Source organism: Confluentibacter sediminis, assembly GCF_003258355.1.
GTDB classification, from domain to species: domain Bacteria; phylum Bacteroidota; class Bacteroidia; order Flavobacteriales; family Flavobacteriaceae; genus Confluentibacter; species Confluentibacter sediminis.
This window is the reverse complement of the sequence record NZ_QKPO01000010.1, coordinates 103546-128498: the sequence shown is the minus strand read 5'-3', so window position 1 is coordinate 128498 and position 24953 is coordinate 103546. Positions and strand designations below refer to the sequence as shown.

Below are 24953 nucleotides of genomic sequence, written 5' to 3'. Positions count from 1 at the left end.
TGCCTTATTTAATCCTTATGAAATCAGATTTATTTGAAGCACCAGATTATTACCATGTAGATGATTTGCTTACTGACGAACATAAATTGGTGAGAAGTGCCGCCAGAGAATGGGTAAAACGTGAGGTCTCCCCCATTATTGAAGACTATGCTCATAAAGCTGAATTTCCAACGCAACTAATTAAAGGTTTGGCAAACATTGGGGCTTTTGGACCTTATATACCTATTGAATATGGAGGAGCCGGTTTAGATCAAATTTCTTATGGTTTGATCATGCAAGAGATAGAACGTGGCGATTCCGGTGTACGTTCCACAGCTTCTGTACAGTCCTCTTTAGTGATGTATCCCATTTGGAAATATGGGAATGAAGCACAGCGTGAAAAATATTTACCAAAATTGGCCAACGGTGAATGGATGGGTTGTTTTGGTTTAACCGAGCCTGACCATGGAAGTAACCCAGGAAACATGGTTACCAATTTTAAAGATAAAGGAGACCATTATCTATTAAATGGGGCAAAAATGTGGATTAGCAATGCGCCTTTTGCACAAGTTGCTGTTGTTTGGGCCAAAGATGAAAATGATAGAATACATGGATTGTTGGTGGAACGTGGCATGGAAGGATTTAGCACACCTGAAACACATAATAAATGGTCGTTAAGAGCAAGTGCAACCGGAGAACTTATTTTTGATAATGTAAAAATTCCAAAAGAAAATTTATTGCCTAATAAATCTGGCTTAGGAGCTCCTCTCGGTTGTTTAGACTCTGCCCGTTATGGGATTGCTTGGGGAGCCATTGGCGCCGCCATGGACTGCTATGATACGGCCCTTCGATATAGCAAAGAGCGCATGCAATTTGGAAAACCTATTGGACAATTTCAATTACAACAAAAAAAATTAGCTGAAATGATAACCGAAATCACCAAAGCCCAATTGCTTACTTGGCGATTAGGTGTTTTACGCAATGAAGATAAAGCTACCTCAGCACAAATCTCTATGGCAAAACGCAATAATGTAGATATGGCTATTAAAATTGCACGCGAAGCTAGGCAAATATTGGGCGCTATGGGTATTACTGGCGAGTATAGCATCATGCGCCACTCCATGAATTTGGAAAGCGTTATTACCTATGAAGGCACACACGATATTCATTTATTAATTACGGGGTTAGATATTACAGGCTTAAATGCTTTTAAATAATTAGCGTATTTAAAACTTCAATTATTATTCTATATCTTTCTTTACATTTGCCATAATGCTTTCATCCAAAAAAAGACTAGACCGCGCCTATAAGAATGCTAAAGTCATCAACTTTGATGATACTAGTAAGTTTATTCTATTTAGTGATTGCCATCGTGGTGACAATAGTTTTGCTGATGATTTTGCCAACAACAAAAATATTTATTTTCACGCCTTAAAGCATTATTATACCGAAGGCTTTCAATATTGTGAAATTGGCGATGGCGATGAACTTTGGGAAAATCTTTTTTTTAAATCTGTTTTTGAAGCGCACAAAAATGTGTATATGCTTTTGCAGTTATTCTACAAAGAAAACAGACTGTACAATATATGGGGCAATCATGATATGGTTTATAGAGACCCTAATTATGTAAAAAAATATTTATATACTTTTTTTGATGAAAAAACGGGTGAAGATGTGGCATTGTTTCCGGGTATAGAATTCCATGAAGGCATTATATTAAAACATAGTAAAACCAATCAAGAAGTATTTTTAACACATGGACATCAAGCAGATTCGTGGAATTATTTATTTTGGAAATGGAGCCGATTTATGGTAAGGGTTTTATGGAAACCCTTAAATGTTATGGGTATTGCTGATCCGACAAGCCCTGCAAAAAACTATACAGAACTCATTAAAATAGAACGCCGCACGAAAAAATGGATTATTGAAAACAATAATTTAATAACCATTACTGGACATACACACAGACCACGATTTCCTGAACCTGGAGATATCGCTTATTTTAATGATGGTAGTTGTGTACACCCTAGATGCATCACTGGTATAGAAATTGAAAAAGGGGAAATATCACTTATAAAATGGGAAATAGATACCAATGACGATGGCGTCCTTCAAATTGTTAGGTCCGTATTGGAAGGTTCTAGAAAATTATTGGACTATAAAACTAATTAACTCTAGGTTGCATTTGTCACCAATCTAATAATTTCAAATCATTCTCAAAATCAGATTCCCTATTTCATAGATAAAAACTTCTAACTCTCTGGTGCTAATTCAACCACCAACCCCTCCATATCGGGTGTCATTTGTATTTGGCAACCTAATCTGCTATTCTCTTTTACATTAAAAGCCTCTGATAGCATTGCTTCTTCATCATCACTCATTTCAGGTAATTCTGTGTCACTTAAAACATAACATTGACAAGAAGCACACATAGCCATACCTCCACAAACTCCAATGGTACCCTCTGGAGCTAATTCGTAAGACCTGACTACTTCCATAAGATTCATTGCCATATCTGTTGGAGCCACTACGTTGTGTTCAACACCGTCTCTGTCTTTAATTTTAATATGTATATCCTGTTCCATTTCGCTGATATTTATAATGGCAAAACCAGTATATCATTTTAATGATGAATACTTGTTTTTATTGAATTTTAAAATATTTTTCTGAATTGATAATTTGGCAAGAAAAACGGATTAAACTTGAATATTTATAACCTGCTCAATTTGTGGCGCATATTTTTTAATTGTCATTTCCACACCTGATTTCAAGGTCATCTGATTGACACTACATCCTACACAGGCACCTTGTAATTGTACTTTTACCAGCTTATCATCTTCAATAGATAAAAGCGAAATATCTCCACCATCACTCTGTAAAAACGGACGAATTTCGTCCAATGCTTTTTCTACATTAATTTTAAGCTCTTCTGTAGTCATATACTATTTTTTTACTGCTGAACATCCAGCCATTGTTGTAATTTTTATTGCCTCAGTTGGTGGTAAATCATCATGACGCCTTACCACTTCCTGTACCACATTTTGAGTTAACTTTTCAAAAGCGCTCTCCAAAGGGGTAGCGGTTTGTAATGCTGCTGGCCTACCAACGTCTCCTGCCTCACGGATACTCTGCACTAAAGGTATCTCTCCTAAGAATGGTACGTTTAAGTCTTCAGCTAAATTTTTAGCACCTTCTTTTCCAAAGATATAGTATTTATTATCAGGAAGTTCTTCAGGAGTAAAATAAGCCATATTTTCAATGATTCCCAAAACAGGTACATTAATACTTTCTTGCTGAAACATGGCAACACCTTTTTTAGCATCAGCCAACGCAACATTTTGAGGAGTACTTACAACCACAGCCCCTGTTATCGGAAGTGATTGCATGATGCTTAAGTGAATATCTCCAGTTCCCGGTGGCAAATCAATCAGCATAAAATCTAATTCCCCCCAATGTGCATCAAAAATCATTTGGTTTAAAGCCTTAGCTGCCATAGGGCCACGCCAAACAACGGCTTGGTTAGGTTGGGTAAAGAATCCTATAGACAAAACTTTAACTCCATAATTTTCGACCGGCTTCATTTTAGATTTACCATCAACATTAACAGCTAAAGGTCTTGCTGACTCTACATCAAACATAATTGGTATCGATGGTCCATAAATATCGGCATCTAAAACACCTACTTTAAAACCCATTTTTGCTAAGGTCACTGCTAAATTAGCCGTGACAGTAGATTTACCAACACCACCTTTTCCAGAAGCCACTGCCACAATATTTTGGATACCTGGAATAGGATTTCCTTTTATAACATTCACTTTGGGTTTTTCAGGCGCATCTACTTTTACATTCACAGTAATTTTGGCTTTTTCATACACCAAATCATGAATAGCTTTTAAAATATCAACTTCTGTACGCTTTTTAGCTTGTAAACTTGGGTTTTTAATTGTGATATCTACAATAACCTCATCTCCAAAAGTGACAACATTTTTTACAGCACCACTTTCAACCATGTTTTGACCCTCGCCTACAACAGTAATTGATTCTAATGCTTTTAATATATCTTGTTTATGTAACTTCATTTCTTTTATTAAGAATCATTCTAATATGCAAATATACTGCTTAATGTTTAGAATTTATAACGGTTTAATTGAAATGATTTATGTGATGATTAAGTTTTGTTATGAATATCGAAAATATATAATTATTTGTAAAAGTTTAAAAAATCAGGAAATAATTATAATTCTTTCACGGGATCCCAAAACACCTTATCAAAATCTTGTATTTGATTATCCATTATCTGAATACCTTCACTTTCCAAAAGCTGTTGCATGAGATTAGTGCCATCAAAATGATGTTTCCCTGTTAGCAATCCTTTTCTATTGACAACTCTATGCGCTGGCACATTTTTTTCTACAGAACCATTCATGGCATAACCGACCATGCGTGCACTTCTAGAAGCTCCAAGATAATTAGCTATGGCACCATAACTGGTTACTCTACCATAAGGAATCAAGAGAGCTACTTGATAAACTTTCTCAAAAAAATTAAGAGTTTCTTGTTGCATAAACTACATTTCTTTAATAATGTTTATCAACGTGATGATTGAAATGACACCTGTAACGCCACCAATAATATAATTCATATTTTTTTGAGACGTAAAGGATCTCCCTTTTATTTTATCAAAAAAGAAAATATACATATAAAGCATAACGAATGTTCCCATAACAGCTCCAGAGACATAACTTAGAATACTGATTTTGTCAAACTCCAACCAACCAAAAGACGCTAAAGTAATGGTTGTATAGGCTTGATAAGGAATAGGAAGTACATTAATAGCAGAAAGCAACATCCCTTGAAAAAACCGACTGTGTTTACTCCTTATTTTTAATTCTACGGATGGTTTTGTTGATTTTTTTGCTATAAATAAAAAATAGATAGTGATGAGAATAAAAATGATGAATGCCACTCTTTGAAGCACTTCAACAACTTCTAAATGATTGCTCATGTATCTAGCGAAAATTGCCGCAATAAATGTTTGTACAAATACAATAACACAAGTGCCTACCGAGAACATAATACCTCTGGCATACCCTTCTCTTAAACTAATATTTGCAGCAGTCATATTCAACAAGCCAGGAGGAACAACACCTATTAATGCAGCTAAAAAACCTAGAAAAAAGACAATGGTTATACTCACTAACTATTTAATTTTAAATCGAATATACGTAATTGGTTTGTTTTTTTCCAAATATTGAGATTCGTAAAAAGTTTGAATACTTGTCACCTCATCGGGGCTACCTTCTTGTTTGTAGATATTATGGTTGGCATAAAGCACTTCATGTCCTTCACCATGCAATAAACCTAAAGTGTAACCATGCATAAATTCACTATCGGTTTTTAAATTGACTATACCATCTGGCTTCAGAATTTTTTTATAACGATTTAAAAACTCAGAATTAGTCATTCTATGTTTTGTACGCTTGTATTTTATTTGTGGATCCGGAAAAGTAATCCAAATCTCATCCACTTCATTGTTGCCAAAAGCATACTCTATCAATTCTATTTGTGTCCGCAAAAAAGCAACATTAGGAATTTTTTCTTCCACTGCTGTTTTTGCTCCACGCCAAAACCGAGCACCTTTAATGTCTATACCAATAAAGTTTTTGTTAGGATATCTTTTTGCTAAAGCTATGGAATACTCTCCTTTACCACAGCCTAATTCTAAAATCAGAGGATGGTCATTTTTAAAAAAAGTGGTATTCCAATGACTCTTTAATCCAAATTCCTCATTAATAAGTTCATCTCTGTTTGGTTGAAACACATTCGAGAATGTTTCGTTTTCCTTGAATCTTCTAAGTTTATTTTTACTTCCCAATCTATTAAATTCTTATTTTTTGGTAAAATTAAGGAAATATGTAAGAGTATAATATTACCATCTTTGAATTTAGTAGAATTTAGCTAAAGTTCAACCGGATGAAAATGAATTCATTATTTTATACATCCAGTTCCACTACCATGATGGAAAGGATTTGAAGCGTTAAATTTTACATATTATAATGGTTATTTAGCCTTTTCGAGCGTGAATGAAAATTCACTACCAACCCCATACTCGCTTTCTACATAAATTTTCTCGTCGTGTGCCTCTATGATATGCTTGACTATAGATAACCCCAAGCCTGAGCCACCTTCTTTACGTGAACCACTTTTATCTACCCTATAAAAACGTTCGAACAAACGTGGTAAATGCACTTTTTCAATACCTTCTCCATTATCGGTAACACGAACTATGACTTTATTTTTAATGAGATTTTCAACACTAATTTCTGTCGTTCCTTTTTCCCTTCCGTATTTTACAGAATTTATTATAAGATTTGCCAATACCTGCTGGATACGCTCTTTATCAGCTCTTACCATTATTGGATTAGGATAATCAATATCAAAAGTGAGCGTGATTTTCTTTTTGGCAGCTCTCATTTCCATCATGGCAAATACGTTTTTTGCCAATTCTATAATATCAAAATGCTCTACATTCAATCTTAAATCGCCAACTTCCAATTTGGTAATCATATCCAAATCGGTAACGATATAACTTAGCCTTTCCACAGCTTCACTGGCGCGCTGCAAATATTTTTCTCTAATATTTTTATCATTCATCGCCCCATCGAGCAAAGTTAAAATATAACCTTGAATGGTAAAGAGAGGTGTTTTTAATTCGTGCGACACGTTGCCTAAAAATTCTTTTCTATATTGTTCTCTAACCTTAAGGGTTTCTATTTCTAATTTTTTATCGCGGGCAAACTTGTCTATTTCTTGGGTTAATGTAGCCATATCTGTATTGATAGGACCTCTAGCAAAATTGGTGGATTCAAGAAGTGTCAAATCATCATATATTTTTTTAACACGCTTATATATAAATTTTTCAACCCTGAACTGAATGACAATAAATGAAAACATATAGCAACTTATCGCAAAAGCAATGATAATGTGCCATTTGGGTTCAAAATAATAATATAAAAAAACACTCATTAAGAGCGTTATAAATAAAGTTATGTAAAACGATGTTCTTATCGCAAACCTGTATGTTTTTTTAAGTTTTACCTGCATTAATTAATCTACAAACTTATAGCCAACTCCTTTAATGGTTTTAAAACAATCATCTCCAATTTTTTCACGTAATTTTCTAATATGCACGTCAATCGTTCTACCTCCCACAACTACTTCATTTCCCCAAACTTTATCGAGAATTTCATCGCGTTTGAACACTTTTCCTGGTTTAGAGGCTAGTAAAGATAATAATTCAAACTCTTTTCTTGGCAAAATTATCTCTTTTCCTTTTAAAACTATTTTATATTCATCTCTATTGATAACTAAGTTTCCGATTTTTACCGTGTCTTTAACCTCTTCGTCTTTAAATCGTCTTAGTAACGCCTTCACTTTGCTTACCAACACTTTTGGTTTGATTGGTTTTGTAATATAATCGTCTGCTCCAGCATCAAAACCAGCCAGTTGAGAATAATCTTCCCCTCTTGCTGTTAAAAAAGTAATAACAACATCTTTTAGATTCGGATCCTTCCTAATTATTTCACAGGCTTCAATACCATCCATTTCCGGCATCATCACATCAAGAATAACCAATTGAGGAAGTTCTTTTTTAGCCTTTTTTACAGCTTCTACGCCATTTTCAGCAGTAATGACTTGATATCCTTCATTAGACAAATTATAACTTACAATTTCTAATATATCTGGCTCGTCATCTACCAAAAGTATTTTAATATCTCTTTTATTCATTTATAGAAAATAAGTTTAAAGCTTATTGCAATTGTAAAGATAAAACTAATAACATAAATTTATTAATATTCTTAAATAAATAACAATATGGTAACTCACAACTTACACAACAATAACTTTCGATGAATTCTTTAAATCTTTAACATTTTTTTGGTATATCTTTTGTGGTAATTTATTACTTTTACAATAGATAGACAACTATGAAAAAAAACTACGTTTTAACTACATTACTTTTTTTAGCTTTTTTGATAACCCAACAAGGGTTTTCTCAGAGCAGTTTTAGTAATGCCCCTACCCAACAAAACATAGAAGGGTTATCTATTTATCCGAATCCAGTTACAGAAGGTAGAACCTATATAAACATTACCACAAAGAAAAATTTTTCTAAAAATATTGAAATATATAATGTTTTAGGCAAACAAGTGTATTCAACTGTTTTAACTGGGAAAGAGCTAAATATTTCTTCTCTTAATACCGGAGTTTATATTTTAAAGATTACTGAAAACAATATTAGCGAAACAAGAAAACTGGTTATTAAATAAGTAACAAAACATATTATTTTAAGAGCGTTGCAAGTAGCAACGCTTTTTTATTTTATATACTTTTGTTTTATTCAATAGGTATGATAGACTTTAATTCCATTTTTAACATAACCAATCAACAGGAATTCGATGACTTTGCTTTAAAGGTTTTCAAATTTCAGTTTGACAACAATAAAGTGTATCGTTCTTTTTGCGATTTACTTTATATACACCCTAGCGATGTAAAAAACATACAACAAATACCATTTTTGCCTATTCAGTTTTTTAAAACCCATAATATCGTTAGTAATACGAATGCTATTGAAACAACGTTTACAAGTTCCGGAACAACTGGAAGTATTACAAGTAAACATCCTGTCACCGATTTAGACATATATAGAAGCAGTTTTATAAAAGGTTTTGAATCGTTTTATGGTTCCATTAAAGATTATACCATTCTGGCTTTACTCCCCTCATATTTAGAGCGTGAAGGCTCCTCATTAATTTATATGGTTGAAGCTATGATTTTGCTATCCGGTTACAAGGAAAGTGGTTTTTATCTCAATAATATTTCAGAATTAAAAAACACCTTAATAGACTTAGAGTCCAAAGGCAGAAAAGTGCTTCTTATTGGTGTTTCTTTTGCCTTATTAGATTTAGTAGAAACCTTTCATTTTCAATTAAAAAACACCATAATTATGGAAACTGGAGGTATGAAAGGTCGTAGGAAAGAATTAATTAGAAAAGAGTTGCACGATACATTAAAGCAAGGTTTTGGTGTTGAAACCATCCATAGCGAATATGGCATGACCGAATTGTTAAGTCAGGCTTACTCTAAAGGACATGGTCTTTTTAATTGCCCAAGTTGGATGCGGATTTTAACCAGAGATACTGAAGATGCATTAAGTATACATCCTGCGGAAAAAACCGGAGGCATCAACATTATTGATTTAGCCAATATAAACTCTTGCTCTTTCATTGCTACTCAAGATTTAGGAAAAGTTTATAAAAATGGTTCTTTTGAAGTGATTGGCCGCTTTGATAATTCCGATATTCGCGGTTGCAACCTTATGGTTATTTAAGTACCAATGTAAGTTATCTGATGTATTTCGGACTTGCAGCAAAAATTAATACCATGAGATGTTCAATCGGTTTATTCTTTCTAGTTACTGCATCTACTTTTTCACAATCTATAGACTAGAACACAAAAAAAGGTTTTGTAGCAGAAGGTTATGATGTGGTTGCTTATTTTGAAAACAAAGCCATAGAAGGCGACAAGAAATTCACCTCCAAACATGATGGGGTAAACGATAAATTTGCTTCTAAAGAAAACATGATATTATTCAATAAAAATGCGAAAAAACACATCCCTCTGTATGGTGGTTATGGTGCTTATGCTACAGGCACAAAAAATGATAAAGCATCTATAAATAACGATAAACTTTACTTGTTTTATAATGTCCAGGGAACAAATATGTGAGAATTGCAGCAAAAAGAAAATCCTAAAATGCTAAAGGAAAAAGCGGAGAAAAATTAGGAGAAACTAAAATCTAAAAAATAAATTAATTTTCGTGTAAGTTTTATAAAAAATAATCGTCCAAATTAATGCTATGAAAAAGAAAGATTTTCATAAATTTATAGTTTAGTTGGTTAGTTTGAAAAGCCTGATTTAAAATCAGGCTTTTTTTATTTTAAACAATTCTTAAAACAAAATAATTTTTCTTACCACGTTGAAGCAATATAAACTTATTGTTTATCAAATCTTTTGAAGTGATGATATACTCTTCATCTACTTTTTCTTTATTTACAGAAATTGAATTTTCTTTTAAGGCTCTTCTGGCTTCACCATTAGACTTTAAAAACCCACCTTTTTCAGACAAAGCTGCAATGATACTCAATCCGTTTTCAGTATCTACTTTTGAAATTTCCGTTTGAGGCACACCATCAAATACATCTAAAAAGGTTTGCTCATTAAGTTGCTTCAAATCATGGCTTGTAGAATTTCCGAACAGAATCTCACTAGCTTTTATAGCATTTTCCAAATCATCTTTAGAATGCACCATGGTGGTGATTTCTTCAGCTAAACGCTTCTGTAACACTCTTAAATGTGGTGCTCCTTTGTGTTCTTCAACCAAACTATTAATTTCTGATTCAGTTAGAAACGTAAATATTTTAATGTATTTTTCAGCATCTTCATCACTAGAATTTACCCAATATTGATAAAATTTATAGGGTGATGTTCTGTTAGCATCTAACCAAACATTGCCACCCTCAGACTTCCCAAATTTAGAACCATCAGATTTTGTAATTAATGGACATGTAATGGCAAAACCTTTCCCGCCAGAAACTCTTCTTATTAATTCTGTTCCAGTCGTTATATTTCCCCACTGGTCACTGCCCCCCATTTGAATGGAACAATCTTTTTCTTTATATAGATGAAGAAAATCGTACCCTTGAACCAACTGATAAGTAAACTCTGTGAAACTCAAGCCTTCTGAAGCATCAGATGAAACTCTGTTTTTAACAGAATCTTTAGCCATCATATAATTTACAGTAATATGCTTCCCTATATCGCGAATAAATTCTAGGAATGAAAAATTTTTCATCCAATCGTAATTATTCACTAACGCCGCTGCATTTTCTGCATCACTTTCAAAATCCAAAAAATGGGATAATTGTTTTTTAATAGATTCTTGATTGTGTCTTAACGTTTTTTCATCCAGCAAATTACGTTCGTTAGATTTACCTGATGGGTCGCCAATCATACCTGTTGCACCACCAACTAAAGCTACTGGTCTATGTCCACAACGCTGATAATGTGCCAACAACATAATAGGCACTAAATTCCCTATGTGTAAAGAATCAGCTGTAGGATCAAAACCAACATAAGCGCTTCGCATGCCTTCCATTAAATGTTCTTCTGCTCCTGGCATAACAGTATGTATCATGCCTCTCCATGTTAATTCTTCAACAAAATTCTTCATCATTAATTTTAATTTTTAGTAAATCAGGGCAAAGATAAAAATCAATGCACAATTACTTCAGAATTATGAATAATTCTTTAATTTAGTTGCATGATTTTAGTAACAGGAGGTACAGGTTTAGTTGGTTCACATTTACTTTACAAGCTTGCAAGTAGCCATGAAAAAATTAAAGCCATCTATAGGGATGGCAATTCATTAAAACAGGTCCAAAATGTTTTTTCTACGTATACAGACAACTATAAACCTCTTTTTGAAGCGATTGAGTGGATTCAGGCTGACATTTTAAATATTCCATCATTGACCGAAGCTTTCAAGGATGTGTCTTATGTATATCACTGTGCTGCTTTGGTATCTTTTGAGCCCAACAAATATCATTTATTAAGAAAAGTCAATATTGAAGGCACTGCCAATATTGTGAATTTTTGCATTTCAAATGAGATTAAGAAACTTTGTTATGTGAGTTCTGTTGCAACATTAGGACAAGCTATTAATAAAGAAGCCATTACTGAAGAAACTATTTGGAATCCAGAAACGGATAATAATGTATACGCCATTACAAAATACGGTGCTGAGATGGAAGTTTGGCGAGCTTCCCAAGAAGGATTAGATGTCGTGATTGTTAATCCAAGCGTTATCTTAGGTGCAGGTATGTGGGACAACGGAAGTGGGAGTTTATTTAAAAAAGCCCATACAGGTTTAAAATATTACACTAGCGGAACCATTTCTTTGGTTTCTGTAGAAGATGTGGTGTGTTGTATGATAGCTCTGTTAAAAAGTGATATTGTAAACGAACGTTTTATACTAGTTTCAGAAAATTGGACTTTAAAAAAGTTTTTACAGACCATGGCAAGATCTGTTAACAAAACACCTCCTAAAAAATTAGCTACTGCTTGGCTTTTAGAAATTATTTGGAGATTGGATTGGTTAAAACACATTGTAACGGGCAAGCCTAGAGAATTAACAAAAAAATTAAGCCAATCTTTATCTACAGAAACGTTTTATAGCAACAATAAAATAAAAACAGCTTTGAATTTTGAATTTGAATCTGTTGAAAAAACAATTACTCAAGTTGGGAATCTATTTTTGAAAGAGGTTTAACCAATTCCTTTTTTAAATTGGTTTTTGTGCTAATATTTTTAATTGAATCTTTATTTACCACCAATTTTAAAGAATCTTTTATTCTTTGTTCCTTTAATTCTGTCTGCTCCAATGCTTCATAAAAAGCACTAAGAGCTTCTAAGCTATCTTTTACTTTTTTATAAATATCATCATACTCTTCAAGATGGAATGCATAATAATTATTACTTAAGGCAAATTGAGTGCTATCTATATGATATTTTTTATAAATATAATTTTCTGATTTAATATTAGCACTGTCAAGAACTTTTATATCATTTGGTGCAGTAACAGATACTATTAGCTTTAAATCAATTAAAATATTAACCATATCTGCCTTAGAAATTAAATTTTTAGGTTTTTCCGGTTCCTTAAATTTATAGCAAGACACTACACACAATAAAACAAAAATATATGGAAAAAATTTCTTTAACATTATCTATTAAAAGTTAATCGCTTAGCTGCTTTTATATCAATAATTTTAGAATTATTATAAACCAAAGTTCCATTTACAAAAGTTTGGGTAATTCTAGATTTAAATGTAGTTCCTTCAAACGGAGACCAGCCACATTTGTACAATATATTCTCTTTTTTAACCGTCCACGGATTGTTTAAGTCTACAACGACCAAATCCGCAAAATACCCTTCCTTAATAAACCCTCTATTCTCAATTTGAAATAATATGGCGGGATTATGGCACATTTTCTCCACTACTTTTTCAATAGAAATCTTTCCTTTATGGTACATTTCTAACATAGCAGGAAGTGCGTGCTGAACTAATGGGCCACCCGAGGGTGCTTTAGTATAAACGTTTTTCTTTTCATCTATAGTATGTGGCGCATGGTCGGTGGCAATCACATCAATTCTATCATCTAAAAGGGCCTCCCATAATGCTTCTCTATCCTCTTCACTTTTAACCGCTGGATTCCACTTTATTAAAGTTCCCTTTTTATCGTAATCTTTATCGGTAAACCATAGATGATGAATACAAACTTCAGCTGTAATGTTCTTATCCTTTAATGGCAATTTATTACTAAATAAATCGGTTTCAATACCTGTTGATAGATGAAAAACATGCAATCTTGCTCCCGTTTTTTTTGCCAATTCAATAGCTTTTGAAGAAGACAAATAACAAGCCTCTGCACTTCTTATCTCTGGATGGTATTTTATAGGTATATCATCCCCAAACTTATCTTTATAAATGTCAAGATTTGTTTTTATAGTGGCTTCATCTTCACAATGTACAGCTATTAACAACTTGGTTTTAGAAAATATATTTTCTAAAACTTCGGGATTGTCAACTAACATATTTCCTGTAGATGAGCCTAAAAACAATTTTAATGCCGCTACTTGTTTAGGGTCTACTTTTAAAATTTCATCTAAATTATCATTAGTGCCACCAAACATAAATGAGTAGTTTGCTGATGATGTTTTAGAAGCGATCTCAAATTTTTTCTCTAGTTCTTCTATAGTCGTTGTTTGCGGATTGGTATTTGGCATTTCTATAAAAGAGGTGATACCGCCAGCAATAGCTGCTTTAGACTCTGTTTCTATAGTCGCTTTTTGTGTTAAGCCAGGTTCTCTAAAATGTACTTGGTCATCGATCACCCCTGGCAGTACATATTTGCCTTCAGCATCAAAAACAATAACGTCTGCAGATTTCGCACTTATAGAGTCGTTAATTTCCTTTATATAATCTCCTTCAATTAAAATATCGCCTTTTAATATTGTTCCTTCATTAACAATATGGGCATTTTTTATGAGTATGGTTTTCATCTTCATGGCCTTAATACTTCCTTAAAATACTTCTAAATTTCATAGACATAACTCCAAATATCGCTTCAGAAATAATGCCTTTGCTTAGTTTGGATTCCCCTTTAGTTCTATCTGTAAATATAACTGGAACTTCAGTAATTTTAAATTTTTTAAGGTAGGTTTTAAATTTCATTTCTATTTGAAACGCATAACCAATAAACTTAATTTTATTCAAATCTAAAGCGTTCAAAGTCTCTCTTTTGTAACATACGAAACCAGCTGTTGTGTCATTAATTTTCATACCAGTAATAATCCTCACGTATTTAGATGCCAAATAAGACATGAGGACTCTTCCCATAGGCCAGTTAACGACATTCACTCCCGTTACATATCTAGAACCTATAGACATATCCGCGCCATCTAACGAGCAAGCATCATATAGTTTTATTAAATCTTTAGGATCATGGGAGAAATCGGCGTCCATTTCAAAAATATACTTATAAGTTCTGGCTAGACACCATTTGAATCCGTAGATATAAGCGGTACCCAAACCTTGCTTCTCCTTTCTAGAAATCAAAAACAGTTTGCCTTGAAACTCATTTTGGAGTTCTTTAACCTTCATCCCTGTTAAATCTGGAGAATTGTCATCAATTATAAGCAGATGAATATCTTTTGATTGCGAGAAGACGGCTCTAATAATAGCCTCAATATTCTCAATTTCATTATAAGTTGGTATGATGACAATGGCGTCCTGCATATGGTAATGTAAATAAAACCTACTTTTTTGGCAAATGTACATTATTTATAAGACTCTTTTTTTTAAATATTCCTTAATAATTACATACAATGTGTGAATATTTATAATAATTTTATGGCATGCTTCGAGATGCCACTTCATACGAATTGTTTACCATTTTAATGGTTATTGGCCTTGTTTTTATTGCCATTGCCAAGTTAGTTTCTCCAAAACGTTTTGATGACTTTATAATTGTTTTAGGAAATTCTAAATACCTAAAAATATATTTAAAAGAGCAAAAATTTTTTGACAAATTTGATGCCTTGCTTTTTATAAATTTAGTTATTTCAGCGTCCATTTTTGGATTTTTAATTTATGCTTTTACTATTAAAAACACAGAACCATCAATCAATTTAATGTTTAAATTGGCTGTAGGTATTGGTGTTTTTATATTAATTAAAGTGCTATTTGAACGTTTAATAGGAAGCCTATTTGAAATTGACAAATTAATAGATGACTATCTTTTTCAAAAAATAACCTATAAAAATTACTTAGGTATTTTATTGTTACCCATAAATGCGCTTTTGTTATTCAGTATTAGCCCTAGTTTAAAAATTCTGTATATCATCATTATTTTAATGTTAATTGTTAATATAATTGGCGCGATTACAACAATTAAAGCCCATCAAAGTTTACTAAAAAGAAACTTCTTTTATTTTATTTTGTATCTTTGCACACTTGAAATCGCACCTTATATCATTTTATACAAAGTATTTAATGCCTAAAAACTACTCACGCCCATGAAAGTGAAAACCATTTTGGTATCTCAACCAGAACCGAAAATAGAGAATTCGCCATATTTTGATCTTCAGGAAAAACAAAAAGTTAAAATAGATTTTAGACCTTTTATTCATGTTGAAGGTGTTTCTGCTAAAGATGTAAGACAGCAAAAAGTAGATTTAAATAACTATACAGCTATTATCTTAACTAGCAGAAATGCTGTTGATCATTTTTTTAGAGTTGCTGAAGAAATGCGTTTTAAAATTCCTGATACTTTAAAATACTTCTGCCAGTCTGAAGCAGTTGCTTTTTATTTACAGAAATATGTAGTGTATAGAAAGCGTAAAATATATGTTGGGAAAAGTTCTTTTTCTGAATTGTCGCCTTTAATCAAAAAATATAAGGACGAGAAATTTTTATTACCAAATACAGATAAGGTAAAACCAGAAGTTCCAGACACCTTGAATGCTTTAGGGGTTAATTGGAAGCAAGCTATTTTTTATAAAACCGTTATTAGTGACCTCACAGATTTAGCAGATGTTTACTATGATGTTTTGGTGTTTTTTAGCCCTTCGGGAATAGATTCGTTATTTCATAATTTTCCAGATTTTAAACAAAACGAAACACGCATTGCGGCCTTTGGTCCTACAACTATCAAAGCTGTGGAAGATAAAGGGTTACGAATTGATATTCCAGCACCTACGCCAGACACCCCATCTATGACAATGGCTTTGGAAAAATATATTGAAAAAGTAAATAAAGCCAATAAATAATACTAGTATTATTTATCCTAATAAAAAAGAGCGATTTCTCAAAATAGAAATCGCTCTTTTTACTTTTTTAAAAGGCATAACGTTGTGGGCCTCCACGTCTAATTTCTTCACTACAATGTGATTCAAATTTTTTAAAGTTTTCTCTAAAAGCATTCGTTAATTTAAAAGCCATTGTATAATAAGCCTCATCATTGTTCCATGTTGCTCTTGGACTTAAAACGCTTGCAGGTACGCCAGGACATTCTCTGGGCTGCGCGACTCCAAATACAGAATGTATATGATAGTTATCATAAGAATATAGTCCTAAATCGCCATTTAATACGGCATGAATCATAGCACGGGTATATTTTAACTTCATACGTGTTCCAACACCATAAGGCCCTCCTGTCCAACCTGTATTAACCAACCAAACGTTAACTCCTAAGGCTATCATTTTTTTACTTAACATATCAGCATATTTAGCAGGATGTAATGGCATAAAAGGGGCTCCAAAACATGCTGAAAAAGAAGGTTGTGGTTCTACAATACCAGCTTCTGTACCTGCAACTTTAGCTGTATAGCCAGATATAAAATGATAGGCTGCTTGGCTAGGTGTTAATTTTGAAATAGGAGGCAACACACCAAACGCATCTGCCGTTAAAAAGAAAATGTTTCTTACATTTTTACCAATAGATGGTTTTTGAATATTTTCAATAAAATCAATGGGATAGCTTACTCGTGTATTTTCTGTAATAGAAGTATCTGAAAAATCTACATACTTATTAGCATCTAATATCACATTTTCAAGAATAGCTCCTTTTTTAATGGCATCATATATTTCAGGCTCATGCTCTCTAGAAAGATTGATCACTTTAGCATAGCAGCCTCCTTCAAAATTAAAAACCTTATTATCTGATGTCCATCCATGTTCATCATCACCAATTAAGCTTCTATTGGAATCTGTAGATAAGGTAGTTTTCCCTGTTCCCGAGAGTCCAAAGAAAATAGCAGTGTCGCCCTCTTTACCTACATTAGCACTACAATGCATGGGTAGTGTTTCTTTAAAAACTGGGAGTATAAAATTTAATGCTGAAAAAATACCTTTTTTAATCTCCCCTGTATAGCCCGTACCCCCAATTAAGGCTATTTTTCTTGTAAAATCCAAAATAGCAAAATTATGTTGTCTTGTACCATCTTCTTCAGGATTAGCCATAAAACCTGGAGCATTAATCACTGTCCATTCTGGTTCAAAAGCTTCAAGTTCTTTGTCTGTCGGTCTTAAAAACATATTATATGCAAATTGATTACTCCAAGCATATTCGTTTATAACTCTGATACTTAATTGATAATCCTTGTCTGCACATGCAAAACAATCTCTAACAAAAAGATTTTTGTTTGATAAATAGCTAGAAACCTTCTTGTAAAGTTTTTCAAATTTATCTGAATCAAAGGGAATATTTACCGAACCCCACCAAACTCTATCTTTTGTAAGATTATCTTTTACAATAAACCTATCTTGAGGGGAGCGCCCTGTAAATTCACCTGTATTAACAGCCAATGCACCAGAAGAAGCTTCAACACCTTGCCCCGAAGCTATTGCTATGTCATGAAGTTTTTCTGGTGATAATTGATAGTTTACATGTGCATTTTTGATTCCATGGTTTTCCAACGAAATCGTTTTCGTAAATTGGTTGTAGTTTGCCATAATATTTCATTAATTGAATTATTATGCAAAATTAAATGATTCCATTATAGATTTCGGTATAAAAAATGAAATTATTCATTTTTTTTTATCAAATCCACAAATAAAATTCCCCAAGCAATTATAAAACACAATCCACCAAGTGGTGTAATAAATCCAATACTTTTAAAATTGAAGGCTGTTAAGGTATTTGTTGCCAAACCATAAATAGATCCTGAAAAGAAGATAACACCCATAACAATCAAATAATAAATAATATTTTTTGTTTTATCTGACACAAGAGACGTTGTGCCTATAAACAGTAAAAAAAGTGCATGATACATTTGATATCTTACCCCAGTTTCAAAAGTTTGCTGCATTTCTGGGGAGATCAATTCCTTTAAAGCATGTGCTCCAAAGGCACCCAAAATAATACTCATAATTCCTAAAATAGATGCTGTAATTAATATTCTCTTGTTCATATTATAATGTTTAGACCGTATAATGTTGTGACCGAATACAAAGTTAATTAATAAGGTAATAATAGATTGAATAACATGGTTTCAATTTAAAATCATATGTTTAAATTTATGTTTTAAATTATAACAAAACTTTAAATGAAACCTAAAATTACAAACATTGTTATTGATGGAATTGATAAAAAAATATTACGTTCACTTATGCAAGATGCTAGAACACCTGTTCTTGAAATTGCAAGATTAGTTGGAATTTCTGGTGCTGCCATTCATCAACGTTTAAAGAAATTAGAAAAATCCGGCTTGATATCTGGTTCTCAATGCATTATTGATTATAAAGTTTTAGGCTATACTACTTTGGCTTTTGTTGGTGTTTACTTAGACAAAACCATGAGTCATTTAGATGCTGTAAAACTTCTAAAAAGAATTCCTGAAGTTTTAGAATGCCACTTTACTTCTGGCAATTGGAGTTTATTTATAAAAGTAATAAGTAAGAACAATGCACATTTAATGCATATTTTAAATGAAGATGTTTTAACCATTTCTGGGGTTTTAAGAACGGAAACCTTTGTGTCTTTAGACCAACAGATCGATAGACAATTGCAGATATAAAAAATCCCAAACAGAAAATTGTTTGGGATTTTTTATATCTATGCTTACTGTCTTTTCAGAAATTCATTACATCTTCATTAACCAAGAACGCACATCAACTTCTTTCTTGATAATATCGCGTAAATCTTCAATTTTAACACGTTGTTGCTCCATAGAATCTCTATGACGAATAGTCACTGTATTGTCTTCTAAAGTGTCATGATCGACGGTAATACAAAATGGCGTTCCGTTAGCATCTTGCCTTCTGTAACGTCTTCCTACGGCATCTTTTTCATCATAATCCACATTAAAATCCCATTTCAAATCGTCTATAATTTGTTTGGCGATTTCTGGCAAACCATCCTTTTTAACCAATGGCAACACTGCGGCCTTAATAGGTGCTAAAACTGCAGGTAATTTTAAAACCGTGCGTATTGTATTATTCTCTAATTCCTCCTCCACCAATGAATTGGAAAATACCGCTAAAAACATACGATCTAAACCAATCGACGTTTCTAAAACATAAGGCGTATAGCTGGCATTATCTTCATGGTCAAAATACTGTAATTTTTTTCCAGAATATTTTTCATGTTGGGATAAATCAAAATCCGTTCTTGAATGAATACCCTCTAATTCTTTAAATCCGAATGGGAATTTAAATTCAATATCAGTAGCGGCATCTGCATAATGAGCTAGTTTTTCGTGATCGTGAAAACGATAATTTTCTGTTCCCATCCCTAACGATAAATGCCATTTCATTCTAGTTTCTTTCCAGTGTTCAAACCATTCCTTTTGAGTACCTGGTTTAATAAAAAACTGCATTTCCATTTGTTCAAACTCGCGCATTCTAAATATAAATTGTCTAGCGACAATTTCATTTCTAAACGCTTTTCCAGTTTGTGCAATACCAAAAGGAATTTTTAATCGGCTTGTTTTTTGCACATTTAAAAAGTTCACAAAAATACCTTGAGCAGTTTCTGGACGTAAATATAAATCCATCGCATTTTCTGCAGATGCTCCTAGTTTTGTGCCGAACATTAAATTGAATTGTTTAACCTCGGTCCAATTTCTAGAACCGGTTAAAGGGTCTGCAATTTCTAACTCTTCTATTAAGGCTTTTACATCTGCCAAATCTTCATTTTCTAAAGATTTAGCCATTCGTGAAAGTGTTGTATTTATTTTTTCCTGGTATTCAACCACACGCTGATTGGTTGCTAAAAATTGGCTTTTATCAAAAGTATCTCCAAAACGTTTTTCTGCCTTTTCAACTTCCTTATCTATTTTAGCTTCAATTTTTGCGCAATAGTCTTCAATCAACACATCGGCTCTATAACGCTTTTTAGAATCCTTATTATCTATTAATGGATCATTAAAGGCATCCACATGTCCAGAAGCTTTCCAAGTGGTTGGGTGCATAAAAATAGCGGCATCGATGCCTACAATATTATCGTGCATTTGCACCATGGCTTTCCACCAATAATCGCGTATATTTTTCTTTAATTCCGCTCCATTTTGGGCATAGTCGTAAACGGCACTTAACCCATCGTATATCTCACTGCTTTGAAACACATATCCGTATTCCTTTGCATGAGATATTACCTTTTTAAATTTATCCTCTTGATTTACCATGCTGCAAAAATAAAAAAGCGATTCAAACAAATGGAAGTCTTTGTTAAAAATTATGTTCTTAATTCATTTATTTTTTGACTAAGTTTACTGAAGCTCAATTCTATTCATTAGTCATGCTGAAATCTTTAGTCAATTTATTTTTTCCGAAAGTATGCTATGCTTGTCTTAATTATTTACATGATAATGAAGATACTATTTGCACAAGTTGCCGGCACAATTTACCCATAACGAATTTTCATTTTAATAATGATGATAGTGTCACCAAAATATTTTACGGCAGGGTTAAGGTTGCCTATGGTACAGCTTTATTTCGATTTGAAAAGAAAAGTCTTGTGCAACAGCTTATTCATGGATTAAAATATAAAGGTTATGAGCAAATTAGTCCATTTTTAGGAGATTGGTTGGGTGGCGAATTAAAAACTATAAAGAATTACGAAGATATAGACATCGTGATACCCGTTCCTCTTCATAAAAAGAAATTAAAAAATAGGGGCTATAATCAAGTAGCTGGTTTTGGCAAACAAATTGCAGAGTGCTTACATGCAGATTATCGAGATGATGTTCTTTTAAAAATAACCGATACCACATCACAGACTACCAAAAATCAATTTACAAGATGGAATAAAACCGATGAATTATTTACTATTAAAAACACCTTTTTAATTGAAAACAAACATATTCTTTTGGTAGATGATATTGTAACAACTGGAGCCACTTTAGAAGCCTGCATTACTACTTTAAACCATGCAAAAAATATTAAAGTAAGTGTTGCTTGTATGGCAATCGCTTGATTTATTTTAAAAAAAACCTCGAATATGTTCTAAGCATATTCGAGGTCTTTTATAGGTTTTAGATTTAAACTTAAGATTTTACTCTACTAAGTTTTGTTTCCCCCATGTCTGTTTTAGTTGAAATTTCGTCATCACTAAGAAGTTCCCCTGTAACATTTATTACCATATCACCATTGAAAGAAAGTGTATAAGAAAACTTTTTTCCATCAATTTTTCCATTCTCTATTGGTGTATCACCAAATTCTGTTTTTAAAGCACCTGTAAGCTTATCGCCTTCAGCTTTAAAAGTATAATTTAATTCAAATACGCCGTTTGGAGATTCTGCTGTTCCTTTCCAGTCTCCAGTAATCTTACTTTGCGCAAATGTGGAAAAACATCCCGCAAGAAATAATAAAATAAAAAATTTTTTTGTCATAATTTAGTTTTGTTTAATTGGAATTTGAAATTTATAAAATAAATTCGAATTTTGGTAAAAAATTAAACCTCAAATAAATAATTATTCTTTGAGGTTTAAAAAATCCTTGATTTACTCTACTCTGGTAAGTTTCATCTCACCTCTTTGAGTCTTGATTACAATTTCATTGTCACTTACTAATTCACCATGGTTTTCTATGGTCATGTCTCCAAAAGACATGGTATAAGAGAACTTTTTACCATCAACTTTTCCGTCTTCAATTTTATTCTCACCTCTTGGTGTTACCCAAGTTCCAGTAAGTTTATCACCTTCGACTTTAAAAGTGTAATTTAATTCTATGGTACCATTTTGTCCTTCACGAGTACCTTTCCATTTGCCATCAATTTTGCTTTGAGCAAAAGTGGCCATACTTCCCACAAAGAATAGTAGGATGAAAATTTTTTTTGTCATAATTGTTTTAGTTTAATTGTTGGTAAAATGAATTTTTAATAATGTATAACTTTTCAATCTTTTATTAGACTCCATTCATACGAAATGGTTTAATTGTATAAAATTTAGACTGTTAACATCTAGATTTCAAAAAATCATATAATAAGTGAACGATATAATTAATATGGTATAGCAATCTAGTTATTATATTTTATTTGTTATTTTTATATGTTTTTTAAACTATAATCCAGACTCACTCGTGTTATTAATATATTGCTACAATAAGCTCCATGTTTCTAAAAATTTATTAAAAATCTTATTTCTGTTATTAATAATTACTTCATGTGGTAAAAAAGAAACAACCATGGCCGAGTTAATTAAAAAAACTGGAGAAGAACAATTCTTTGCACATAAAAATTTTTATGCAGCATCAGCTAGAGCCGCTTATTTTGATAGTATTTCTAAAGTAGTTCCTGAGAATCAAAAAGATGGTTTTAATTTAAAAAAAGCAGAGTCTCTTTTATATGCCGGAAAAACAAAAGAAGCCATTAAGGTTTTAGAAACCCTTTTGGAAAAAAGTAATCATGGCTTGTTAAGATACACTTTAGATTCAGAAGAAGAATCAAAAATAGCGCCTTTGCTAGCTCTGTCATATATGCGAATGGGAGAACAAGAAAACTGTATACATCATCATGATGCTTCAGCTTCATGCATTGTTCCCATTGCCCCCAATGGGTACCATCATATGCAAGATGGTTCGAGAAAAGCGATTGCTTTATATGAAAAGATATTAAGTGAAAACTCACACGATTTGGTAAGTCGTTGGCTGTTAAATATCGCCTATATGACATTGGGTGAATATCCTTCTGGTGTTCGTAAAGAATGGTTAATTCCTGAAAGTGCATTTCAATCAGAATATCCATTAAAAAAATTCGATGATATAGCTCCCAAATTAGGCTTGAACGTTAATGAATTATCTGGAGGAGGTATTGTTGATGATTTTAACAATGATAATCTGCTAGATGTCATGGTTTCTAGTTGGTTTCCTAATCAGCATTTAAGATATTTTGTAAATAATGGGGATGGCAGTTTTACTGAAAAATCTGAAACAGCTGGTATCATGGAAACTGGTGGTGGATTAAATATGATACAGGCCGATTATAATAATGATGGTTTTTTAGATGTATTTATTTTAAGAGGTGCTTGGATGGGTGCGATGGGAGAGCATCCCAACTCCCTTTTGCGGAATAATGGAGATAACACCTTTACAGATGTAACTATTGAAGCTGGGTTGCTTTCCTTTAATCCTACACAAACTGCAACATGGGCAGATTTTAATAACGATGGATGGATAGACTTATTTATTGGAAATGAATCAGAAAAAGAAAGTATACATCCCTGTGAATTGTACATAAATAATGGGGATGGGACTTTTTCTAACAAGGCTTTGGACGCAGGTGTTTCTGTTAGTGATGCTCAACAATTCTACTATGTAAAAGGGGTAACAAGTGGAGATTTTAATAATGATGGATGGATGGACATATATGTATCAACACTTCATGCTACGGATAAGAACCTATTATTTTTAAATAACGGTATCGACAAAACTGGAAATCTTACTTTTAGTGAAGTTGGTGAAAGTGTAGGATTGGGAGAAAAAATTTCTAGCTTTCCTACATGGTTTTTTGATTATAATAATGATGGATTGTTAGATATTTTTGTGGCTGGATATGATAGAAATGGCTTCTTTCCAATTGCATCTGATATTGTCCATGAATATTTAAAAGAACCATATAATGCAGAAAACATGCGTTTATACAAAAACAATGGTGGTACTTTTACTGATGTATCTGCTGAAGTCGGGCTTAATCGAATTGGATATGCTATGGGTGCTAATTTTGGTGATTTGGACAATGATGGTTATGTAGATATATTTCTTAGTACTGGCGAAGTTAGTTTTCAATCGACTATTCCAAATAAAGTTTTTAGAAATAATTTAGGAGACACTTTTCAAGATGTGACTACTACTGGAGGATTTGGAAACATACAAAAAGGTCATGCCGTGTCTTTTTCTGACATTGATAATGATGGCGATCAAGATATACATGTTGTTATGGGTGGTGCTATGGAGGGTGACGTATTTTTCAATTCAGTTTATAAAAACCCTTATCAAGATGATAATAAATGGGTGTCGATTAGGTTAGAAGGCACAAAAGCAAATCGATCGGCCATTGGTAGTAAACTAGAAGTAACTATTCTAGAAAATGGGAAACAACGAAACATCTATCATACAATAAGTTCTGGAGGCAGTTTTGGTTGCTCCACCTTAAGAGCCGAAATTGGTTTAGGCAAAGCTTCAGAAATAACCCAATTAAAAATCACTTGGGCTGGTAGTGGCGCTCAACAAGTATTTAAAAACATTCATTTAAATTCCTTTTATAAAATTCTGGAAGGCAATCCGCAACCACAAGTAGTAGATATAAAACCTTTGAATATTTAAAAAATTTATTAATGTTTACAACGTTATATA

Annotated in this window: 27 protein-coding genes and 1 pseudogene; 11 read left to right on the top strand and 17 right to left on the bottom strand. The window is 32.6% G+C overall.

All coding sequences use genetic code 11. The features are described from left to right. The first annotated feature begins 17 nt into the window (after positions 1–17). Positions 18–1196, top strand: coding sequence for an acyl-CoA dehydrogenase family protein (locus DKT72_RS09730; protein ID WP_111308638.1), 1179 nt, complete (start codon positions 18–20; stop codon positions 1194–1196). A gap of 55 nt (positions 1197–1251) precedes the next feature. After that, positions 1252–2151 (top strand): metallophosphoesterase family protein, encoded by a 900-nt coding sequence (locus DKT72_RS09725; protein ID WP_111308544.1) that lies wholly within the window; start codon positions 1252–1254, stop codon positions 2149–2151. An 80-nt stretch (positions 2152–2231) separates the two neighbouring features. Here the strand turns inward: DKT72_RS09725 and DKT72_RS09720 are convergent, their stop codons facing one another. From DKT72_RS09720 to DKT72_RS09685, 8 genes are all read right to left on the bottom strand, one after another. Continuing rightward, on the bottom strand, positions 2232–2564 hold the full coding sequence (locus DKT72_RS09720; RefSeq protein WP_111308543.1) for a 2Fe-2S iron-sulfur cluster-binding family protein: 333 nt from the start codon (positions 2562–2564) through the stop codon (positions 2232–2234). A gap of 111 nt (positions 2565–2675) precedes the next feature. Next, a complete protein-coding gene (locus DKT72_RS09715; protein ID WP_111308542.1) occupies positions 2676–2918 on the bottom strand; it encodes a NifU family protein in 243 nt (80 codons plus the stop codon). 3 nt (positions 2919–2921) lie between these two features. Then, a complete protein-coding gene (locus DKT72_RS09710; protein WP_111308541.1) occupies positions 2922–4058 on the bottom strand; it encodes an Mrp/NBP35 family ATP-binding protein in 1137 nt (378 codons plus the stop codon). 155 nt (positions 4059–4213) lie between these two features. Further along, entirely contained in the window at positions 4214–4543 is a 330-nt protein-coding gene (locus DKT72_RS09705) for an MGMT family protein (RefSeq protein ID WP_111308540.1), read from the bottom strand. 3 nt (positions 4544–4546) lie between these two features. Next, a complete protein-coding gene (locus DKT72_RS09700; RefSeq protein ID WP_111308539.1) occupies positions 4547–5176 on the bottom strand; it encodes a lysine transporter LysE in 630 nt (209 codons plus the stop codon). Between the two features lie 3 nt (positions 5177–5179). Further along, positions 5180–5854 (bottom strand): tRNA (guanosine(46)-N7)-methyltransferase TrmB, encoded by a 675-nt coding sequence (trmB, locus tag DKT72_RS09695; protein ID WP_111308538.1) that lies wholly within the window; start codon positions 5852–5854, stop codon positions 5180–5182. 185 nt (positions 5855–6039) lie between these two features. Next, positions 6040–7083, bottom strand: a complete 1044-nt coding sequence (locus DKT72_RS09690) for a sensor histidine kinase (RefSeq protein ID WP_111308537.1) — start codon at positions 7081–7083, stop codon at positions 6040–6042. A 3-nt stretch (positions 7084–7086) separates the two neighbouring features. Continuing rightward, a complete protein-coding gene (locus DKT72_RS09685; RefSeq protein ID WP_111308536.1) occupies positions 7087–7767 on the bottom strand; it encodes a response regulator transcription factor in 681 nt (226 codons plus the stop codon). Positions 7768–7967: 200 nt separating this feature from the next. On the opposite strand from DKT72_RS09685, the gene DKT72_RS09680 reads away from it, so the two are divergent. The 3 genes and pseudogenes from DKT72_RS09680 to DKT72_RS18545 all read left to right on the top strand — a co-directional run. Then, on the top strand, positions 7968–8309 hold the full coding sequence (locus DKT72_RS09680; protein ID WP_111308535.1) for a T9SS type A sorting domain-containing protein: 342 nt from the start codon (positions 7968–7970) through the stop codon (positions 8307–8309). An 80-nt stretch (positions 8310–8389) separates the two neighbouring features. After that, complete coding sequence (locus tag DKT72_RS09675) at positions 8390–9370, top strand: LuxE/PaaK family acyltransferase (protein WP_111308534.1); 981 nt, start codon at positions 8390–8392, stop codon at positions 9368–9370. A gap of 152 nt (positions 9371–9522) precedes the next feature. Beyond that, positions 9523–9768: pseudogene (locus tag DKT72_RS18545) on the top strand (YHS domain-containing (seleno)protein); the annotation flags it as partial. Between the two features lie 211 nt (positions 9769–9979). On the opposite strand, the gene tyrS reads toward DKT72_RS18545, so the two are convergent. Beyond that, complete coding sequence (gene tyrS, locus DKT72_RS09665) at positions 9980–11275, bottom strand: tyrosine--tRNA ligase (RefSeq protein WP_111308533.1); 1296 nt, start codon at positions 11273–11275, stop codon at positions 9980–9982. Between the two features lie 87 nt (positions 11276–11362). Here tyrS and DKT72_RS09660 point away from each other — a divergent pair, with 87 nt between their 5' ends. Further along, positions 11363–12370 carry an NAD-dependent epimerase/dehydratase family protein gene (locus tag DKT72_RS09660; RefSeq protein ID WP_111308532.1) on the top strand — a complete coding sequence of 336 codons (1008 nt, stop codon included), beginning with the start codon at positions 11363–11365 and terminating at the stop codon, positions 12368–12370. Here the strand turns inward: DKT72_RS09660 and DKT72_RS09655 are convergent. From DKT72_RS09655 to DKT72_RS09645, 3 genes are read right to left on the bottom strand one after another with little or no spacing between them, the layout of a single operon-like run. After that, a complete protein-coding gene (locus DKT72_RS09655) occupies positions 12333–12824 on the bottom strand; it encodes a DUF4296 domain-containing protein (protein ID WP_111308531.1) in 492 nt (163 codons plus the stop codon). The two genes, DKT72_RS09660 and DKT72_RS09655, sit on opposite strands and share 38 nt — an antisense overlap. Next, positions 12824–14164, bottom strand: a complete 1341-nt coding sequence (locus DKT72_RS09650) for a dihydroorotase (protein ID WP_111308530.1) — start codon at positions 14162–14164, stop codon at positions 12824–12826. Before DKT72_RS09650 ends, DKT72_RS09655 begins: the two co-directional genes overlap by 1 nt. A gap of 10 nt (positions 14165–14174) precedes the next feature. Beyond that, positions 14175–14900, bottom strand: a complete 726-nt coding sequence (locus DKT72_RS09645; protein ID WP_111308529.1) for a polyprenol monophosphomannose synthase — start codon at positions 14898–14900, stop codon at positions 14175–14177. Positions 14901–15019: 119 nt separating this feature from the next. Here DKT72_RS09645 and DKT72_RS09640 point away from each other — a divergent pair, with 119 nt between their 5' ends. After that, positions 15020–15664, top strand: coding sequence for a DUF4271 domain-containing protein (locus DKT72_RS09640; protein ID WP_111308528.1), 645 nt, complete (start codon positions 15020–15022; stop codon positions 15662–15664). 15 nt (positions 15665–15679) lie between these two features. Beyond that, positions 15680–16432, top strand: coding sequence for a uroporphyrinogen-III synthase (locus DKT72_RS09635; RefSeq protein WP_111308527.1), 753 nt, complete (start codon positions 15680–15682; stop codon positions 16430–16432). Between the two features lie 67 nt (positions 16433–16499). Here the strand turns inward: DKT72_RS09635 and pckA are convergent, their stop codons facing one another. Both pckA and DKT72_RS09625 read right to left on the bottom strand, forming a co-directional pair. Beyond that, positions 16500–18116: a phosphoenolpyruvate carboxykinase (ATP) gene (pckA, locus tag DKT72_RS09630; RefSeq protein ID WP_111308526.1), complete on the bottom strand. Its 1617-nt coding sequence runs from the start codon at positions 18114–18116 to the stop codon at positions 16500–16502. A 71-nt stretch (positions 18117–18187) separates the two neighbouring features. After that, entirely contained in the window at positions 18188–18574 is a 387-nt protein-coding gene (locus DKT72_RS09625) for a DUF423 domain-containing protein (RefSeq protein ID WP_111308525.1), read from the bottom strand. Positions 18575–18709: 135 nt separating this feature from the next. Between DKT72_RS09625 and DKT72_RS09620 the strand changes: the two genes are divergently transcribed. After that, positions 18710–19180: an Lrp/AsnC family transcriptional regulator gene (locus DKT72_RS09620; RefSeq protein WP_111308524.1), complete on the top strand. Its 471-nt coding sequence runs from the start codon at positions 18710–18712 to the stop codon at positions 19178–19180. 66 nt (positions 19181–19246) lie between these two features. On the opposite strand, the gene DKT72_RS09615 is transcribed toward DKT72_RS09620, so the two are convergent. Further along, positions 19247–20788 carry a glycine--tRNA ligase gene (locus DKT72_RS09615; protein WP_111308523.1) on the bottom strand — a complete coding sequence of 514 codons (1542 nt, stop codon included), beginning with the start codon at positions 20786–20788 and terminating at the stop codon, positions 19247–19249. Between the two features lie 74 nt (positions 20789–20862). On the opposite strand from DKT72_RS09615, the gene DKT72_RS09610 reads away from it, so the two are divergent. Further along, positions 20863–21579, top strand: a complete 717-nt coding sequence (locus DKT72_RS09610; RefSeq protein ID WP_317048433.1) for a ComF family protein — start codon at positions 20863–20865, stop codon at positions 21577–21579. A gap of 70 nt (positions 21580–21649) precedes the next feature. Here the strand turns inward: DKT72_RS09610 and DKT72_RS09605 are convergent, their stop codons facing one another. Next, positions 21650–21994 (bottom strand): hypothetical protein, encoded by a 345-nt coding sequence (locus tag DKT72_RS09605; protein ID WP_111308521.1) that lies wholly within the window; start codon positions 21992–21994, stop codon positions 21650–21652. Positions 21995–22105: 111 nt separating this feature from the next. Beyond that, positions 22106–22444 carry a hypothetical protein gene (locus DKT72_RS09600; RefSeq protein ID WP_111308520.1) on the bottom strand — a complete coding sequence of 113 codons (339 nt, stop codon included), beginning with the start codon at positions 22442–22444 and terminating at the stop codon, positions 22106–22108. 343 nt (positions 22445–22787) lie between these two features. On the opposite strand from DKT72_RS09600, the gene DKT72_RS09595 reads away from it, so the two are divergent. Beyond that, entirely contained in the window at positions 22788–24923 is a 2136-nt protein-coding gene (locus DKT72_RS09595; protein WP_162623284.1) for a CRTAC1 family protein, read from the top strand. Positions 24924–24953 lie beyond the last annotated feature (30 nt).

Excerpts from the sequence above, each read along its gene's own strand:
- DKT72_RS09730 (WP_111308638.1), top strand. The coding sequence starts at position 18 with ATGAAATCAGATTTATTTGAAGCACCAGATTATTACCATGTAGATGAT.
- DKT72_RS09725 (WP_111308544.1), top strand. The coding sequence starts at position 1,252 with ATGCTTTCATCCAAAAAAAGACTAGACCGCGCCTATAAGAATGCTAAA.
- DKT72_RS09720 (WP_111308543.1), bottom strand. The coding sequence starts at position 2,564 with ATGGAACAGGATATACATATTAAAATTAAAGACAGAGACGGTGTTGAA.
- DKT72_RS09715 (WP_111308542.1), bottom strand. The coding sequence starts at position 2,918 with ATGACTACAGAAGAGCTTAAAATTAATGTAGAAAAAGCATTGGACGAA.
- DKT72_RS09710 (WP_111308541.1), bottom strand. The coding sequence starts at position 4,058 with ATGAAGTTACATAAACAAGATATATTAAAAGCATTAGAATCAATTACT.
- DKT72_RS09705 (WP_111308540.1), bottom strand. The coding sequence starts at position 4,543 with ATGCAACAAGAAACTCTTAATTTTTTTGAGAAAGTTTATCAAGTAGCT.
- DKT72_RS09690 (WP_111308537.1), bottom strand. The coding sequence starts at position 7,083 with ATGCAGGTAAAACTTAAAAAAACATACAGGTTTGCGATAAGAACATCG.
- DKT72_RS09685 (WP_111308536.1), bottom strand. The coding sequence starts at position 7,767 with ATGAATAAAAGAGATATTAAAATACTTTTGGTAGATGACGAGCCAGAT.
- DKT72_RS09680 (WP_111308535.1), top strand. The coding sequence starts at position 7,968 with ATGAAAAAAAACTACGTTTTAACTACATTACTTTTTTTAGCTTTTTTG.
- DKT72_RS09675 (WP_111308534.1), top strand. The coding sequence starts at position 8,390 with ATGATAGACTTTAATTCCATTTTTAACATAACCAATCAACAGGAATTC.
- tyrS (WP_111308533.1), bottom strand. The coding sequence starts at position 11,275 with ATGATGAAGAATTTTGTTGAAGAATTAACATGGAGAGGCATGATACAT.
- DKT72_RS09660 (WP_111308532.1), top strand. The coding sequence starts at position 11,363 with ATGATTTTAGTAACAGGAGGTACAGGTTTAGTTGGTTCACATTTACTT.
- DKT72_RS09655 (WP_111308531.1), bottom strand. The coding sequence starts at position 12,824 with ATGTTAAAGAAATTTTTTCCATATATTTTTGTTTTATTGTGTGTAGTG.
- DKT72_RS09650 (WP_111308530.1), bottom strand. The coding sequence starts at position 14,164 with ATGAAAACCATACTCATAAAAAATGCCCATATTGTTAATGAAGGAACA.
- DKT72_RS09645 (WP_111308529.1), bottom strand. The coding sequence starts at position 14,900 with ATGCAGGACGCCATTGTCATCATACCAACTTATAATGAAATTGAGAAT.
- DKT72_RS09640 (WP_111308528.1), top strand. The coding sequence starts at position 15,020 with ATGCTTCGAGATGCCACTTCATACGAATTGTTTACCATTTTAATGGTT.
- DKT72_RS09635 (WP_111308527.1), top strand. The coding sequence starts at position 15,680 with ATGAAAGTGAAAACCATTTTGGTATCTCAACCAGAACCGAAAATAGAG.
- pckA (WP_111308526.1), bottom strand. The coding sequence starts at position 18,116 with ATGGCAAACTACAACCAATTTACGAAAACGATTTCGTTGGAAAACCAT.
- DKT72_RS09625 (WP_111308525.1), bottom strand. The coding sequence starts at position 18,574 with ATGAACAAGAGAATATTAATTACAGCATCTATTTTAGGAATTATGAGT.
- DKT72_RS09620 (WP_111308524.1), top strand. The coding sequence starts at position 18,710 with ATGAAACCTAAAATTACAAACATTGTTATTGATGGAATTGATAAAAAA.
- DKT72_RS09615 (WP_111308523.1), bottom strand. The coding sequence starts at position 20,788 with ATGGTAAATCAAGAGGATAAATTTAAAAAGGTAATATCTCATGCAAAG.
- DKT72_RS09605 (WP_111308521.1), bottom strand. The coding sequence starts at position 21,994 with ATGACAAAAAAATTTTTTATTTTATTATTTCTTGCGGGATGTTTTTCC.
- DKT72_RS09600 (WP_111308520.1), bottom strand. The coding sequence starts at position 22,444 with ATGACAAAAAAAATTTTCATCCTACTATTCTTTGTGGGAAGTATGGCC.
- DKT72_RS09595 (WP_162623284.1), top strand. The coding sequence starts at position 22,788 with ATGGCCGAGTTAATTAAAAAAACTGGAGAAGAACAATTCTTTGCACAT.